Genomic DNA, 15,089 nt, shown 5'->3' with positions numbered 1-15,089 from the left:
CACTTTTATTATTTTTATCATTATTTTTATATTTTGTTAAAGACACAAACCTTGTCTTAGGCGTTGCCAGTTAAATGACCTTCCTGGGTCCGTTTTTCGGCCAGGGGCAATATCATTATGCCCTACTATTCGCCCAAGTGTGATTTTTGGGTAAGCCAGCATGATAGCCTTGGCGAGTTGCTCTAATGCGTCATACTGCTTTGTCGTATAGTCGCTGTCATCAGTTCCCTCAAGCTCAATGCCGATGGAATAGTCGTTACAACGCTCACGTCCTTGAAAACTGGACACCCCAGCGTGCCAAGCTCGTTCATCAAAGGGCACAAACTGAATGACTTCACCCTCACGCTTAATCACGCAATGGGCTGACACACGCATTTGGTGGATCTCTTCAAAGAAAGGGTGTGCAGCTGGGTCGAGCTTGCCGACAAAGAAGTCTTCAATGTAGCTATTATCGAACTGATTTGGCGGCAGCGATATATTATGGATAACCAAAACGGAAATATCTTGTGGGTCTGGGCGTTCATCTTTGTGAGTCGTTGTGATGTGCCGCGCTTGCACAACGCTATGCTGCTTGATGGTTAATCGAGTGGAAATATCAGATGGTGATAATGAGGACAACACAGCAACCCTGTTAAATCTCAGTGAGGTTGGTATTATTTAACGTCACAAGATAAAAGTCGAATCGAATATGCCAAAAGATGGGCCATTGCAGGCCGCACAGACTGACCAAAGCCCAATGGGTAAATGGATGCTAATATTGGCTTGGGCCGCAGGGTTGGGCCTTTTGACCTTATTGTTTCATAAACAACTTGCTCAGCAACTTAATCCTAATACGACGCCACAAAGCCAAACCCGAGGTGAGCGTATCGAGGTACAACTGCAGCAAAATCGATACGGGCATTACGTCACTAGTGGTTTAATCAATGCTCAGCCGGTTGTATTTATGTTGGACACTGGCGCGACTAATGTGTCAATCCCCAGCGCGCTCGGTCCGTCGCTTGGGCTAACGCCCGGTCGTCAAGCTTGGGTGCAAACAGCCAATGGGCGTTTACGCGTCTCACAAACCAGTATTGATGAACTGCAAATTGGCGGTATTGTTTTACGCAATGTCACGGCGCATTTGAATCCCGGTATGATGGGCAATGAGATATTGCTTGGGATGAGCGCCTTGAAACAAGTAGAATTCGCGCAAAGAGGCGACCAGCTAATACTGCGAAGCGATTAACGCTTTGCTCATCGTTAAATTTTCCTATTCATAAATAAAGAGTCAACATGTTACAACACGCAATTCAAGAGGCCGTTAAAGCCGCATTACTCGAAGATTTAGGAGGCCCAGACTGCACCATGGGCGACATTACTGCCAACCTCATCCCTGAACCCCAGCAAATCGTGGTGAACATTATCACCCGTGAAGATTGCGTGCTTGCGGGTAAGGAATGGGTGAATGCGACATTCATGCAGTTGGACGACAATATCGACATCAATTGGCATGTAGAGGATGCGCAGCACGTTAAAGCAGATACCGTATTGTGTCAGATCAGCGGTAACGCCCGGGTGATTTTGACCGGTGAGCGAACAGCGTTGAACTTCTTACAAACCTTGTCTGGTACTGCCACCGTTGTAGCTGATTATGTACAAGCTTTAGGGGACAGTAACACCAAGCTGCTGGATACCCGCAAAACCCTTCCAGGCATGCGCCTAGCGCAAAAATATGCCGTGACCTGTGGCGGTGGCAAAAACCATCGTATCGGTTTGTTTGATGCATATTTGATTAAAGAGAACCACATTTTGGCCTGTGGCTCTATCGCTAATGCGATAGGAAAAGCGCGTGAAATGCACCCTGATATTCCTGTTGAGGTGGAAGTAGAAAACCTAGAAGAACTCAAACAGGCATTAGATGCGAAAGCGGATATTATTATGCTGGATAATTTCTCATTACAGGACACGCGTCAAGCCGTCGCATTGACCCAAGGTGCGAGTAAATTGGAAGTGTCCGGTAATATCACCAAAGAGCGTATTGCTGAACTTGCACAAGTGGGAGTGGATTACATTTCAAGTGGTGCACTCACCAAACATGTGCAAGCCATTGATTTATCATTGCGCGTAGTCGGTTAATTTTTGATACTGCCTTATTTTTCAATAGGATCTGGTTGGTAATGAGTTAAGTTACTAATTTCATAAACCTAGGTATAGCCCTGCATACTTGTCAGTTGGTCGGGGCGTTCTATACTGAACTGGAATTAACAACACGCCTTGTTACAAAATCGTGACTAGGGCCCAACTTACAAAACATGCACCGAGCAAGTGCAGGAGAGCTCCATGAACACAACTGACATCAATACAGTCGCGACAAAAAAACAAAGCGGTTTTACCTTAATCGAATTAATGATCGTGGTGGCTATCATCGGCATCTTAGCCATGATAGCTCTACCTGCCTATCAAACTTACACCGCAAAAGCCGGCTTCAGTGAAGTGGTGTCAGCCGCTGGCCCAGCGAAAACGGCTGTTGAAATCTGTGTGCAAACCGGTATCCCAGCAAACTGTGATGATCTTGCCGATCAAGCTGGCTGGGCGTCAGGTGATCTAGTAAACACCGTGGTGATCTCAGGAACAGAAGCAGCTGGATACGTCGTAACTGTCACTCCTAACGCTGATGTGCAATCTGGTGTTTCCGCCGCTCAAACTTATGTTTTAACCGGTACCGTTGCTGCTGGCTCGGTCAACTGGGCTACTTCAGGTGGTTGTATTGCTGCTAACTTATGTTAATTAGCTAACAAAACGAATTTCTGCCCAGCCTCTTGCTGGGCTTTTTCATTTAAGAGAGCGCCCTATGCCAAAAGCCACCACTACCTTTGTATGGAGCGGAGCCAACCGTAAAGGTCAAACCGTGAAAGGGGAGATCAGTGCGGTGTCGGTATTAGAGGCAAAAAACCTGTTACGTCGCCAAGGCGTCTCGGCCAAAAAAGTCAAAAAGCTCTCAAAGCCTTTCTTTGGTGCTCAGAAAATCAAACCCGTGGACATCAGTATTATCTCTCGGCAAATCGCGACGATGTTAAGCGCTGGGGTCACCTTAATTCAAACCATAGATATGATAGCGGGTGGGCATAACAACCCGAATATGCGCAAAATGCTGGGTGAAATAGGCGGCGAAGTAAAAGCGGGTAATCCTTTTTCAAGTGCGCTGCGCAAACATCCAGAGCAATTTGATGATTTGTATTGCGATTTAGTGTCGACCGGGGAGCAATCGGGTGCCCTTGAAACCATTTATGACAGGATCGCCACGTACAAAGAAAAGGCTGAAGCGTTAAAATCAAAAATTAAAAAAGCCATGTTTTACCCAGTGGCCGTTATTGTAGTGGCCTTTATTGTCACCACCATATTGCTCATATTCGTGGTACCGCAATTTGAAGAAATCTTCAGTAGCTTTGGTGCTGAGTTGCCGGCATTTACTCAGTTTGTGTTGGCTATTTCCCGCTTTTTGCAAGACTACGGTCTGTTCGTGGGGGCGGGCTTAGTGGTAGCGAGTATTGTATTCAGTAAGACTTATAAAAAATCAAAACGATTACGGGACAGCCTAGATGGCAAAATGCTTAAAATCCCTGTGATTGGAGAAATATTAAAAAAAGCCGCGGTGGCGCGCTTTAGTCGCACCTTAGCCACGACTTTTGCTGCGGGCGTTCCCTTAATCGGTGCCCTTGATTCTGCCGCAGGAGCGTCGGGTAATGCGGTGTTTCGGGATGCTATTTTATTCGTTAAAAAAGAAGTCGCTGGCGGTACGCAAATGAATACGGCCATGCGCGCCACGGCTGTATTTCCTGATATGGTGACACAAATGGTTGCTATTGGTGAAGAGGCCGGCGCAGTAGATGATATGCTGAGTAAAATCGCGACGATATACGAAGCTGAAGTCGACGATATGGTGGATGGTCTAACAAGCTTACTAGAGCCTATGATAATGGCCGTGCTTGGGGTGGTGATTGGTGGTTTGATTGTTGCCATGTATTTACCGATATTCGAAATGGGTAATGTTGTTTAAGGAGTAAAAAGGCTGCAACAGCCGTACAATCTATCCTGAGGCCTAGTTTCGCCTTGCCTTTTCTGGCAAGCTAGCGACCATTAATCGCCTTTAAAAGCTCTGTACAATGGATGCAATTTTTCAGCTGATGGCTGACTCTCTCATTTTTTTCCTCGGTTTTGTTTTTATCATTAGCTTGATGATAGGTAGCTTCTTGAATGTGGTTATTTATCGCTTACCCATTATGATGGAGCGCAGCTGGAAAGCGGATTTTCACGCGCACTTTGATACTGACACAGCGCTCGAAAATACGCCTAGCAAGGCACCTACTGAGCCTGCAAATTTTAACCTTGTGAAACCTGATTCGACCTGTCCAAACTGCCAGCATAAAATCCGGGCGTGGGAAAATATCCCGGTGTTAAGCTGGTTGTTGCTTAGAGGGAAATGCAGCCAATGTAAAAATGCTATTTCAGTTCGTTACCCTCTTGTTGAGCTAGGCACTGCATTTTGCTCTGTGTGGATAGCCTGGCATTTTGGTTATTCTTGGTCAGCGCTTGCAGCCGTGGTGCTGACTTGGGTCTTGGTTGCGCTGATTTTTATCGATATTGATACCATGTTGTTGCCTGACCAGCTCACGCTACCGTTACTGTGGATGGGATTACTGTTCAGTATTATTAACCCTGACGTAACACCCACAGATTCGATCATAGGGGCGACCACAGGCTATTTAAGTCTTTGGTCTGTGTATTGGGCATTCAAGTTACTCACAGGTAAGGAAGGCATGGGGTATGGAGACTTCAAACTACTGGCTGCGCTTGGTGCTTGGTTGGGATGGCAGTATTTGCCTATCGTTATCCTCATGTCTTCATTGGTTGGCGCTGTTATTGGAATTAGCATATTGACAATTCAGGGCAAGGACAAAGGTCAAGCGATTCCCTTTGGACCGTATTTGGCCATTGCTGGTTGGCTAACCTTGTTATACGGAGATTGGATTTCTGACTATTACTGGCAGTGGGTAGGCATACGATGAGCAACATCATGATAAAAAGATACGAGAAAGCGCTATGAGTAACTATGTTGTTGGGATCAGCGGGGGAATTGGCAGTGGTAAAACGACTGTTACCAACGAGTTCGCCAAGTTAGACGTTGATATTATTGATGCGGATGTGATTGCCAGAGATGTGGTAGCCCCGGGTACCAAAGGTTTGCGCGCCATCATTACTAAATTTGGTACAGGGATTTTAGATCAAGGGCAATGCCTTAATCGGCGTGCACTACGGGAGATAATTTTCAGTGATGAGCAGGCTAAAGCGTGGCTCAATGCGTTACTACACCCTCTAATAAGACAAGAAACCTTGCGTCAAACAATCGAAGCGACGTCAGCCTACTGTATGTTAAGCGTCCCGCTACTGGTTGAAAACGGTAGTTACAAAACTGTCGATAGGGTTCTGATCGTCGATGTGCCCGAGGAAATGCAATTGCAGCGAAGCATGGCGCGGGATAAAGCAGATGAGACGTTGATCAAGTCCATTATGGCGTCTCAGGCGACTAGGCAACAACGGCTTGAGGTTGCTGATGACGTGATAGATAATAGTGGCAACGAAATCGCGCTGGTAAAACAGGTTGCTAATCTTCATCATAGCTACCTTAAGTACGCTGGCGCTATCGACCAGTCTTGATTTAAGCTGATTATCGACGTTGTATAGCTGTGTCGATGCATTAAATCGAATGATAAACAAATTGGACTTTTTGCTGTCCAACTGTTTACGCTTTTTTTCATACCTACATTCACATAACTTTGAGAGAGTAATGCCCCAAGCCATTTACGAATTTCCGCTCAATGAAAAGGTCAGAACTTATCTGCGCCTAGAGCAACTTTTTCAACAATTAAATCAAGTGAAAGAAGCCACCAAGAGTTGGCAATATATTCAGTTTCTATCTTCATTATTCACTTTGTTAGATTTACTTGAGCGTTTGGATCTTCGCACAGACGTGCTAAAAGATATTGAAGTACAAGAAAAAAACCTTGTTCTATGGTCACAACACCCCAACATTGATAACGACGCTTTACAGTCTGCTTTGCAGCAGATATTGCGTTTGCGTGAAGAGCTTAAAAGTGCCAAAAAATTCGGTTCAGATTTAAAAGAAGACCGCTTTCTTGCAGCGATACGTCAACGTTTTTCCATACCTGGAGGCACCTGCAGTTTCGATTTGCCAAGCCTACATTATTGGCTGCAACAGCCTTTTGAGCGAATTCAAGGAGATATCAAAGGATGGATGTCTGACATCGATCTAATCGATCGCGGCTTACAAGTCATTCTGGCATTTTTGCGCGAACGAGGCCGATTTGTACCAATAGAAGCGGCGAAAGGTTTTTACCAAGGCATTGCGGATGATAAAAATGAGCTTATCCGGGTTATCAGTGCAACTGATCAAGGTTACTACCCCATGTTAAGCGGCAATAAATATCGCTATGCGATCCGGTTTATGTTGTTCACACCGAATATGCAGGGCTCAACAACAGTCGACGAACACGTAACGTGCAAGTTGGCCTGTTGTTGACCAGCAACGATTTACGATTTGAAAGAGGAGCCGGTCATGAAGGTGAATTGTCCGTCATGTAAGACATCGGTCGAGTGGCATGAAAGTAGTCCATTTCGACCCTTTTGCAGTAAGAAGTGTCAGCTAATTGATTTAGGTGAATGGGCAGACGAGCAAAAAGCGATACCCTGCGGCCCGTCAAAAGACGCAGAAACGTCACAATTACCTGATATAGAAGAGATTGAGGCGATGCTGAGTCAGCAAGGAGACGACTTTTTCAAAGCGTGAGTTTCAACGCAGGGGCATTTAGGCAGAGCCTTTTTCTTTAATCGATTAATTAGATTTAGCTGATAGATTTTAATTGTTTTTTATGTTCTTGGTAGTGGGCTATAGTAGCTATATCAAATTGATTAACCCAATAACTAACTGGAGATATTATGTCTAATCCAAATTTTGCAGATAAAACAGGCCAACGTGTTCCTGATGTGACTTTCCCTGTACGTGTGAACGACGAATGGGAAAAACGTACTACAGATGAAATATTCTCAGGAAAAACCGTCGTTGTGTTCTCTTTACCTGGTGCATTTACGCCGACTTGTTCATCTACTCACTTACCGCGTTACAACGAACTGGCGAAAGTGTTTAAAGCCAACGGTGTAGATGAAATAGTATGTGTTTCTGTAAACGATACATTCGTGATGAACGCATGGGCGCAAGACCAAGAAGCGCAAAACATCAGCTTGTTACCAGATGGTAACTGTGAATTTACTGACGGCATGGGCTTGCTTGTTGATAAAGCAGACCTTGGGTTTGGCAAACGCAGCTGGCGTTACTCTATGCTGGTAAAAGACGGTGTGGTAGACAAGATGTTCATCGAACCGGATTTACCAGGCGACCCGTTTGAAGTATCTGATGCTGACACCATGCTTGAGTATATTGCTCCAAATGCGGCTAAACCCGCTCCTGCAGCAATTTTCACTAAACCTGGTTGTCCTTTCTGTACCAAAGCAAAAGCTTTGTTAACAGAAAAAGGTTACGAGTTTGAAGAACTTGTGATGGGCAAAGAAATTACGTTCACTGGTATGAAAGCTATTTCAGGTAACGATACTTGGCCGCAGGTATTCATCAATGGTCAGCACATCGGTGGTAGCGATGAATTGGCAGAATTTTTTAATAAATAAACTCATCGCAATATAAATACTGTAAGGGCTAACCATGTTAGCCCTTTTTTATGGGCGAGAAAAATGCCACCCGTGGTAATCGATGGCACTGCCAGCTATGATAAGGTCAAAATTTATTAGACAGACACCTATTTTATGTCATTTAAGCGACTGGTATTTAGACCATTATTAACTCTCACTCTTATATTACTAACTGCATCGCAAGCTAACGCAACCGTCACCGCTGGTTTAGCCAAGTTTGATCAGCTTTATCAAAACCAACTAGGCCAGATAATATCTTGTTCAAGTCAGCCATTGCATCGTCATAAGGTGTGCTCTTCGCTGCTAAAAAATGAAGGTAACGCCCCGTTTGTTTTGCATCATGGTGACAAAACCCAAAAGGTGTTTGTGCTTTTTCACGGACTCAGTGATTCACCTTTTTTCTTAACGACGATTGCCCAGTCGCTATACGATCAGGGCTACAACGTGTTGGTTGCTCTACTGCCTGGTCATGGTAAAAAAGAGGCTGATGCAGACATGCAAGATCCTGAATTGGCGGCGCGTTGGCATGATAATGTACAAAATATGATTGGCTTAGCGCCGGAGTTTGGCACTGATTTATATATCGGCGGATTTTCTACTGGTGGTGCGCTGGCTGCGCAATATGTGCTGGAAAACCCAAATGAAGCAACAGGGTTACTGCTGTTTTCTGGGGCGTTAGCGCTAGATCCAAGTGTTGAGACCATGGCCAATATCTGGGGCATAAAGTGGTTGGCCAAAACGTTAGATGGTGATTATCAAAGCGTTGGGCCGAATCCTTTTAAATACCCTAGTGTGGCTCGTTATTCGGCGTTTCAGTTAACGGACGTTATATTCTCAGTTCGCGACTTAATAGAACAACAAAAGCCGCTGGATATTGCTCTTTTTGCGGCGCACTCCGAGGCGGATAACACCACGCCCATCTCCGGCGTGAAAGACCTGATAGCATACAATAAAGGTGAGAGCATTTTATTTTCCATTGAGAATAATTTAGATGTTTGTCACGCGGATTTGGTGGTAAATAACGAGCAAATCCAGCAAATGGACTTTGATGAAAGCCAAGTGACTGAAATTCTGCCGTGCAGTGTGCCAAAAGCAAATCCGAAACACCAAAAAATGCTAGGAGCCCTTCAAGCGTTCATAAGCAAACAATAGCGCAGTGTAGGCCTTATGGATAATGAGGCCTGAAAGCCGCTAGCAAAATAAATTGATAGCTTTCGCGCGCTTATATCCCAATATCAATGAACAAAATGATCCGCCAGCACACTGCGTATTAATCTAAGCACAGGTTTTACTTGCGGATATCTTATTATGTACACCTTATATGGTTCAGAAGTCTCATTGTATACGGGCAAAATTCGCGCGTATCTTAAATTTAAGCAATTACCTTTTACCGAAGAGCTATCCACCGTCAAGGTGTATAAAAATATCATTCGCCCTCAGACAAAAGTGGCGTATATTCCTGTTGTGAAAACACCGCAAGGGCAGTACTTACAAGATACCGCACGTATTATCGATCATCTAGAGGGGCAGCATAGCGAGCGTTCTATTACACCTACAGCACCAAAGCAGCACTTGGTCAGTGAGTTGTTCGCGTTGTGGGGAGATGATTGGTTAGTGATCCCAGCTATGCATTATCGTTGGAATAAAGACAACTTTCCTTTTATTTACCAAGAGTTCGGGCGGGTCGTTGCTCCTAAAGCCCCTGGCTTCATTAGAGCGTATTTCGGTAAAAAACTGGCTAAAAAGTTCAGTGGTTTTGTGCCGGTTCTGGGAATTACACCTCATTCTATTCCCAGTATCGAAGCGTGGTATGAAAAAACAGTGTTGCATCATTTGAATGAGCATTTCGCCACGCATAAATACCTGCTCGGCTCTCGCCCATGTGTGGGAGATTTTGGGTTGATGGGGCCATTATATGCCCACTTATATCGCGACCCAGCCCCAGGTAAATTAATGAGAAAAATTGCACCGAATGTGGCCGCATGGGTAGAGCGAATGAACAAACCAGACGTAGAGCTTGGTGAGTTTCTGCCGGATGATGACATTCCTGAAACCTTGCTGCCCCTGATCCAGAACATGTTTGAACAACAGTGGCCTGTACTTAAGAGCACGGTTTCAGCACTCAGTGAATGGCGAGAGGCTAACCCCCATGAGCATTTTATTCCGCGCAGTATTGGTCAACATAGTTTTTCAATTAACCAAGTGTCGGAAAGCCGTGCGATATCAAGTTTTCATCAATACAAGTTACAAAGAGTGCTAAACATATACCAGCAGTTAAGCGCTTCGGAAAAAGAAAACGTCAGCGTTTTTTTAGCGAGTGTAAAAGCCGATAACTATCTGCAGATGACAGTAAAAGACATGGTGACGATGGAGCATAATAAGTTGGTTTTTGCCTAAGATTGAGTGAGCTGTACAAGTCTAATGATAGGTTGCTGGGCTGTTTTTTAGCTATAGTCATAAACTGGCACAGCCCTGAGTCAATTTAGCGTTATATAGGAATAGTTAATTCAAAGCGCACGCCGCCGTTGACACTGGTGTGGCAATCGATTGTCCCTTTTAAAAACTTGACGACTAAGTTATAGCAAATATGCATGCCAAGGCCGTTTTCACTATTTTTATCAACAAGGCTGAAATAGGGCTTGTATAAATTGCTAACGCTCGTTGGCTCCATGCCCTGACCGTCATCAATGTAGACAATATGCAAGCATGGCCGATCCTCGATATATGTGTTGCTCGCATGAATGGTAATCTTTCCAGCCTGATTATCTGTATAAGCATGTTCCACTGAGTTGATAATGAGGTGGGTCAGTACTTGCCCAATTGCGCCGGCATGACAAACAACAGACAAATCACTCGGTATATCCAAACATACTCTGTGGCGGGTGGTTTTTAATCTGGGCTTGAGTGATAGCAATACTTCAGTCAAATAATGACAAAAGTTGATTTCACGCTTACTGCGTTGGTGCTGGTCTTGCACCAATTGGGTAAAATTCCCCATCAGTTGGTCAGCTCGCAGTACATTGCGCTTGAGGATAGCGAGTGCGGTGTGCGTGTCTTGATGAAACTGCTTTAGCTCAGATTTTTTCAGTAAATTGTTTGCTAATTTCTGCTCACAACGCTCATTGCCCGTTTCCACATGCGATGCGGCCGTCAAAGCAGCGCCTAAAGGCGTGTTCATTTCATGAGCGAGGCTTGAAAGCATAGTGGTCAACGCAGTCGCGCTCTCCATTTCGACGAGTTGCTCTTGAACATGATCCCGTTGATACAGCGCTTTTTGTAGCACGAGCTTCGATTCATCTATCTCTTGTTGTTGCTGAGCAATTTGCATGGCTTGGTTTTTTTTAAGTGAGCGTAGCTGGCGTGTATTGGCTTCATTGTGCATAAGCTGGCAAAGCGCTGAGCAGAGTATATCTATGCGCGCTTGTTGCATTTTCGACACTGTTGTATTGGCAATATTAAATGCACTCACCACAGCTAAGAGTTCATTTGAATGGGTGACAACTGGAAGGGCAATGCAATTATCGATTGATAGCTTCTGTGTATCCTGATGCAAGGCTGCCCAATTCGCATCTGCACTTATATTAGCAATGAGTTCTGTCTGCACGTGGGACAATACGCTGTGGGGCAAGCTTTTAGCTTGGGTACCATTTAGGGCTAATATGGCATTTAATAACGTATCAGGTGTGGACAAGTTCAACGCCACAGACACGCTGTTGTTCAGCTCTGTGCGCCACAGAACTAGATATTGGCTGTTCAAGGTTTCTTGAAATAACGTCCCCAGGGTATGTACAGCACTTGATGTTTCACCAAGCAACGCTGCTAGTACATTTGACTTAAAGCTATCAATGCTCAAGCGTGTGCGCTCTGCAAAATGTGCTGTCATGCACTGGGTCATACCTCGACGTTTGGGCTTTTTATCGCACACCTTCAATTTAATGTTGGCGGCTTAAGCCTCTTTATTATGGGGGAACAATCACGTTAACTTCTGCTTAGCCTCAAGCTTCAGTCAATATTTGCTTAACTGAGATGCTCAAAATAGCAACAAAAGTTGGCCAAGTATATATAGTTATCAGGTTTATAGATCGCCGTAAATTGCTTGTAAGGCACTGATAGCAGTGATTGCGGCGGTTTCAGTACGCAGTACCCTTGGGCCTAATTGAACGGTTTGAAACCCGCCTTGTTCGGTCTGATAAAGCTCCTGATCGGAAAACCCACCTTCCGGACCTATCAGCAAACGTACGCCATCTTTGCCAACGCTGGTATGACGAAAGCTTTTCTCGGCCCTAGGGTGCAGGGTTAAGCGCAATGCTTGCGTAGATTGATTAACCCAGCTTTGAAAATCCACCGGCATATGCAAAACGGGCAAGACGTTACGGCCGCACTGTTCACACGCCGCAATAATAATTTTTTGCCACTGTGCATGTTTCTTCTGCCAACGTTGCTCATCGAGCTTCACACCGCAGCGCTCTGTGATGAGCGGTGTTATTTCAGTGACACCTAACTCAACCGATTTTTGCAGCACCCAATCCATTCTGTCGCCACGTGATACGCCTTGGCCTAAGTGAATGCTTAAAGGTGATTCAAGACTCATGCTGAGCTTAGCGTCGATTTGTACACGCACCTTACGCTTGGAAACATCGATAAATTCACCGCTGTACTCATTGCCATCACCGTTAAACAGAACGACAGGCTGGCCAACCTTGGAACGCAATACATTGGCGACATGATTACTGGCGTCAGGGGTTAATGACAATTCTTGGTCTGGATGAAGGGTATCAGGATGAAAAATTCTGGAGATTCGCATAGTTCAAACAATTAGTCGGTTTGCAGCTATGGTATCAAGGTCTCTTGGAATTAGGAAAGTGTATTAGAAACGTGAACTAGAAGAGGGAAACACAAATGTGAAGTAAAGTTAGTTTGGGGTCATTAAATCGTGTCTAACATATAGAACAATACTCGATAGGGGGTTCAAGCCTATCGAGTATTAGATTTAGTTTACTTCTGCTACCTTACCAGTATCTATTGATGACGCCTGAGCTATGGCGTTAGCCCCCTTGCGTGCATATTTAGTATTCTTACCCGTGTCTTTAAATAACGAATAAGCAAATAGAACTGCTACGATAGTCGCGAGTATTACGAGTAGCAACATTTTCAATTCCTTTAAAAATATTATGCCAAATCGATTAAGTCGACGAGGCCAGTATACCACCAACAGCAAAGTGTGTTCAAAGAATAAACTTTTCCCCTTCATGTCTTACAACTAAAGGGTAGTAGCCGAAAGTTGTAAGCAAAAACAATATATTTATTAAAAATTACAGGTATATTAAGCCAGCGTAAAAAAGCACTGGCTTTGTATTATTTAATCAATATGTAATATTAAATAGTACCTGCACAGATATGCTGGGCGTGATGGTAGAGGATTCGGAGTAACCATCGAAAAATAATGAAATAAATGGAGAAATACATGTTTGAATTCGACTCAGAACAAATGTCACAAATGATGGACACTTACGTTATTCCTTGGGGAATTAATATCGTAATGGCTATCTTGATCTACATCGTTGGTAAAATAGTTGTTGGCATCATCGTTAACTTGTTTGGCAAGGTAATGAAGCGCTCTAAATACGACGATATGTTAGTAAATTTCATCAAAGCGATATTGAACGCCATTCTGATGTTGTTCGTTATCATCGCATCATTGAACGAACTAGGTGTTGATACTACCTCGCTTGTCGCGATTTTAGGTGCTGCTGGTTTAGCCATTGGTTTATCTTTACAAGGTTCACTACAAAACTTTGCTGCAGGCGTAATGTTACTTGTATTTCGTCCATTTAAAGCGGGTGACTTTGTTGAAGCGGGTGGAGCTGCAGGTGTGGTTAAGAGCATCAGTATTTTCACTACCATCATGACCAGTGGTGATAACAAAGAAATTATCGTACCTAACGGCCAAATATACAGTGGCACCATCACTAACTACTCTGCAAAAGAAACGCGCCGTGTAGATATGGTTGTTGGTATCGGCTATGACGCTGACCTTAAGCGCGCTAAAGAAGTATTGAAAGAGCTAGCAGCTGCTGACCCACGCATTCTTCAAGATCCAGCGCCGACTATTGCTGTCGCTGAACTTGCTGATAGCAGCGTTAACTTTGTGGTACGTCCTTGGGTGAAATCTGCTGATTTCTGGGGTGTTAAATTCGATTTTACCGAAGCGGTTAAATTACGTTTCGACCAAGAAGGTATTTCAATTCCATTCCCACAAATGGATGTACACCTTCACAAAGACGCAGAATAATTTCTAAAGTCTTACAAAAATGCCGCTTTAAAGCGGCATTTTTTTGTCTGTTATTTGTATGACTAAGTTGATTACGTCTTACATTGGGGACGGTCTTTAGCCTGCTGATATAACGCAAGGGCCGGTCCCATATTTTCACCTAACTTTTCGATTCTGCTTTGCGGGGCAGGGTGGGTAGACAGCATCTCTGCCTGACGATTATCACCACTCGCTTTATCCATGTTCTGCCATAGGTTAACCGATTGCTTTGGGTCAAAGCCTGATTGTGCCATTAGCTGTAAGCCAATTAAGTCCGCTTCGGTTTCATGTGTGCGGCTAAAAGGCAGTTGTACGCCTACTTGCACGCCCATACCGATAGCGGCCATTATCATATTGTTATTGGCGATTTGATTGGCTTGCAATAATTGATTGGTTGCTTCCATGCCAATACCTATCAAGGTACTGCTCGACATCCGCTCATTACCATGGTCAGCGATAACGTGTCCCACTTCATGGCCAATTACCGCAGCTAACTGATCTTGATTCTCTGCGACATCAAGTAATCCTGTGTACACGCCAATCTTGCCCCCTGGAAGCGCGAATGCGTTGACTTGCGGGTCATCGAAAACCACCAATTCCCATTCACCAGAGAACACTGATTTCGGTACATGCTTGGTGATGGCATCCGCTACGCAAGACACAAATTTATTGGTGACTTGGGTATTAGAGACTTTCTGCTCTGATTTCATGCCATCAAATGTCTGCTGGCCCATGTTAGCTAGCTGATCAGAGGAATAAAGCTTAAGTTGGTTGCGCCCTAATGGTGATTTAGCACAGCTCGTCAATAGTAACGAGGATACACAGACGGCGGTGAACACTTTGCTAAGTGAAAATGTCATGGCGTACTTCCTGTAAAGTAATGTAAAGGGAATAGGGTGATACTACCTTGTTATATCGACAGGGTTAATAGATGTCCCTAGTTTAGGGTCGACGATAGCCAAAAAAAAACGTATCAAGCACTTGCCGATACGTTTTTTGTGTCACTGGATTAGTACTCAAG

The 15,089-nt window shown here is 44.4% G+C and carries 17 protein-coding genes; 12 read left to right on the top strand and 5 right to left on the bottom strand.

Annotation, left to right across the window (positions count from 1 at the left end; all coding sequences use genetic code 11):
* Nucleotides 1–36 precede the first annotated feature (36 nt).
* The gene (gene ampD, locus AC0L6N_RS14900) at nucleotides 37–621 is read right to left on the bottom strand and encodes a 1,6-anhydro-N-acetylmuramyl-L-alanine amidase AmpD (protein ID WP_473475539.1); all 585 of its coding nucleotides are present in this window, start codon (nucleotides 619–621) and stop codon (nucleotides 37–39) included.
* Between the two features lie 67 nt (nucleotides 622–688).
* On the opposite strand from ampD, the gene AC0L6N_RS14895 reads away from it, so the two are divergent.
* From AC0L6N_RS14895 to AC0L6N_RS14845, 11 genes are all read left to right on the top strand, one after another.
* A complete protein-coding gene (locus AC0L6N_RS14895) occupies nucleotides 689–1,225 on the top strand; it encodes a retropepsin-like aspartic protease family protein (protein ID WP_232283244.1) in 537 nt (178 codons plus the stop codon).
* A gap of 47 nt (nucleotides 1,226–1,272) precedes the next feature.
* A complete protein-coding gene (gene nadC, locus AC0L6N_RS14890) occupies nucleotides 1,273–2,115 on the top strand; it encodes a carboxylating nicotinate-nucleotide diphosphorylase (RefSeq protein ID WP_473475538.1) in 843 nt (280 codons plus the stop codon).
* 204 nt (nucleotides 2,116–2,319) lie between these two features.
* The gene (locus AC0L6N_RS14885) at nucleotides 2,320–2,766 is read left to right on the top strand and encodes a pilin (protein WP_473475536.1); all 447 of its coding nucleotides are present in this window, start codon (nucleotides 2,320–2,322) and stop codon (nucleotides 2,764–2,766) included.
* A gap of 64 nt (nucleotides 2,767–2,830) precedes the next feature.
* Complete coding sequence (locus tag AC0L6N_RS14880) at nucleotides 2,831–4,036, top strand: type II secretion system F family protein (RefSeq protein WP_473475534.1); 1,206 nt, start codon at nucleotides 2,831–2,833, stop codon at nucleotides 4,034–4,036.
* A 106-nt stretch (nucleotides 4,037–4,142) separates the two neighbouring features.
* Nucleotides 4,143–5,045 (top strand): prepilin peptidase, encoded by a 903-nt coding sequence (locus AC0L6N_RS14875; RefSeq protein WP_473475532.1) that lies wholly within the window; start codon nucleotides 4,143–4,145, stop codon nucleotides 5,043–5,045.
* Nucleotides 5,046–5,079: 34 nt separating this feature from the next.
* Nucleotides 5,080–5,694, top strand: coding sequence for a dephospho-CoA kinase (gene coaE, locus AC0L6N_RS14870; RefSeq protein ID WP_473475531.1), 615 nt, complete (start codon nucleotides 5,080–5,082; stop codon nucleotides 5,692–5,694).
* Nucleotides 5,695–5,824: 130 nt separating this feature from the next.
* Nucleotides 5,825–6,577, top strand: a complete 753-nt coding sequence (gene zapD, locus AC0L6N_RS14865; protein WP_041714012.1) for a cell division protein ZapD — start codon at nucleotides 5,825–5,827, stop codon at nucleotides 6,575–6,577.
* 36 nt (nucleotides 6,578–6,613) lie between these two features.
* The gene (gene yacG, locus AC0L6N_RS14860; RefSeq protein WP_011576075.1) at nucleotides 6,614–6,844 is read left to right on the top strand and encodes a DNA gyrase inhibitor YacG; all 231 of its coding nucleotides are present in this window, start codon (nucleotides 6,614–6,616) and stop codon (nucleotides 6,842–6,844) included.
* Between the two features lie 149 nt (nucleotides 6,845–6,993).
* Nucleotides 6,994–7,737, top strand: coding sequence for a glutathione peroxidase (locus AC0L6N_RS14855; protein ID WP_473475529.1), 744 nt, complete (start codon nucleotides 6,994–6,996; stop codon nucleotides 7,735–7,737).
* Between the two features lie 135 nt (nucleotides 7,738–7,872).
* Nucleotides 7,873–8,910, top strand: coding sequence for an alpha/beta hydrolase (locus AC0L6N_RS14850; protein ID WP_473475527.1), 1,038 nt, complete (start codon nucleotides 7,873–7,875; stop codon nucleotides 8,908–8,910).
* Nucleotides 8,911–9,066: 156 nt separating this feature from the next.
* Nucleotides 9,067–10,155, top strand: a complete 1,089-nt coding sequence (locus tag AC0L6N_RS14845) for a glutathione S-transferase family protein (RefSeq protein WP_473475525.1) — start codon at nucleotides 9,067–9,069, stop codon at nucleotides 10,153–10,155.
* A gap of 91 nt (nucleotides 10,156–10,246) precedes the next feature.
* Here AC0L6N_RS14845 and AC0L6N_RS14840 read toward each other — a convergent pair whose 3' ends face one another.
* The 3 genes from AC0L6N_RS14840 to AC0L6N_RS14830 form a co-directional block, all read right to left on the bottom strand.
* Nucleotides 10,247–11,641 (bottom strand): sensor histidine kinase, encoded by a 1,395-nt coding sequence (locus AC0L6N_RS14840; protein WP_473475523.1) that lies wholly within the window; start codon nucleotides 11,639–11,641, stop codon nucleotides 10,247–10,249.
* Between the two features lie 192 nt (nucleotides 11,642–11,833).
* A complete protein-coding gene (locus tag AC0L6N_RS14835) occupies nucleotides 11,834–12,562 on the bottom strand; it encodes a 16S rRNA (uracil(1498)-N(3))-methyltransferase (protein ID WP_473475521.1) in 729 nt (242 codons plus the stop codon).
* Between the two features lie 186 nt (nucleotides 12,563–12,748).
* Complete coding sequence (locus AC0L6N_RS14830; protein WP_473475519.1) at nucleotides 12,749–12,907, bottom strand: hypothetical protein; 159 nt, start codon at nucleotides 12,905–12,907, stop codon at nucleotides 12,749–12,751.
* 315 nt (nucleotides 12,908–13,222) lie between these two features.
* Between AC0L6N_RS14830 and AC0L6N_RS14825 the strand changes: the two genes are divergently transcribed.
* On the top strand, nucleotides 13,223–14,050 hold the full coding sequence (locus AC0L6N_RS14825; RefSeq protein WP_011576069.1) for a mechanosensitive ion channel family protein: 828 nt from the start codon (nucleotides 13,223–13,225) through the stop codon (nucleotides 14,048–14,050).
* Nucleotides 14,051–14,121: 71 nt separating this feature from the next.
* Here the strand turns inward: AC0L6N_RS14825 and AC0L6N_RS14820 are convergent, their stop codons facing one another.
* Nucleotides 14,122–14,928 carry a M48 family metallopeptidase gene (locus AC0L6N_RS14820; protein WP_473475517.1) on the bottom strand — a complete coding sequence of 269 codons (807 nt, stop codon included), beginning with the start codon at nucleotides 14,926–14,928 and terminating at the stop codon, nucleotides 14,122–14,124.
* Between the last annotated feature and the right edge of the window lie 161 nt (nucleotides 14,929–15,089).

The sequence above is a fragment of the Paraglaciecola sp. G1-13 genome (assembly GCF_055809255.1).
The sequence above is the reverse complement of the archived record's forward strand: the minus strand, read 5'-3'. Positions and strand labels throughout refer to the sequence as shown.

What these genes read in the sequence shown, in the direction of transcription:
- nadC (WP_473475538.1), top strand. Translation starts at nt 1,273, where the DNA reads ATGTTACAACACGCAATTCAAGAGGCCGTTAAAGCCGCATTACTCGAA.
- coaE (WP_473475531.1), top strand. Translation starts at nt 5,080, where the DNA reads ATGAGTAACTATGTTGTTGGGATCAGCGGGGGAATTGGCAGTGGTAAA.
- AC0L6N_RS14830 (WP_473475519.1), bottom strand. Translation starts at nt 12,907, where the DNA reads ATGTTGCTACTCGTAATACTCGCGACTATCGTAGCAGTTCTATTTGCT.
- AC0L6N_RS14825 (WP_011576069.1), top strand. Translation starts at nt 13,223, where the DNA reads ATGTTTGAATTCGACTCAGAACAAATGTCACAAATGATGGACACTTAC.
- yacG (WP_011576075.1), top strand. Translation starts at nt 6,614, where the DNA reads ATGAAGGTGAATTGTCCGTCATGTAAGACATCGGTCGAGTGGCATGAA.
- zapD (WP_041714012.1), top strand. Translation starts at nt 5,825, where the DNA reads ATGCCCCAAGCCATTTACGAATTTCCGCTCAATGAAAAGGTCAGAACT.
- AC0L6N_RS14895 (WP_232283244.1), top strand. Translation starts at nt 689, where the DNA reads ATGCCAAAAGATGGGCCATTGCAGGCCGCACAGACTGACCAAAGCCCA.
- AC0L6N_RS14850 (WP_473475527.1), top strand. Translation starts at nt 7,873, where the DNA reads ATGTCATTTAAGCGACTGGTATTTAGACCATTATTAACTCTCACTCTT.
- AC0L6N_RS14885 (WP_473475536.1), top strand. Translation starts at nt 2,320, where the DNA reads ATGAACACAACTGACATCAATACAGTCGCGACAAAAAAACAAAGCGGT.
- AC0L6N_RS14875 (WP_473475532.1), top strand. Translation starts at nt 4,143, where the DNA reads ATGGATGCAATTTTTCAGCTGATGGCTGACTCTCTCATTTTTTTCCTC.
- AC0L6N_RS14855 (WP_473475529.1), top strand. Translation starts at nt 6,994, where the DNA reads ATGTCTAATCCAAATTTTGCAGATAAAACAGGCCAACGTGTTCCTGAT.
- AC0L6N_RS14820 (WP_473475517.1), bottom strand. Translation starts at nt 14,928, where the DNA reads ATGACATTTTCACTTAGCAAAGTGTTCACCGCCGTCTGTGTATCCTCG.
- AC0L6N_RS14835 (WP_473475521.1), bottom strand. Translation starts at nt 12,562, where the DNA reads ATGCGAATCTCCAGAATTTTTCATCCTGATACCCTTCATCCAGACCAA.
- AC0L6N_RS14845 (WP_473475525.1), top strand. Translation starts at nt 9,067, where the DNA reads ATGTACACCTTATATGGTTCAGAAGTCTCATTGTATACGGGCAAAATT.
- AC0L6N_RS14880 (WP_473475534.1), top strand. Translation starts at nt 2,831, where the DNA reads ATGCCAAAAGCCACCACTACCTTTGTATGGAGCGGAGCCAACCGTAAA.
- AC0L6N_RS14840 (WP_473475523.1), bottom strand. Translation starts at nt 11,641, where the DNA reads ATGACAGCACATTTTGCAGAGCGCACACGCTTGAGCATTGATAGCTTT.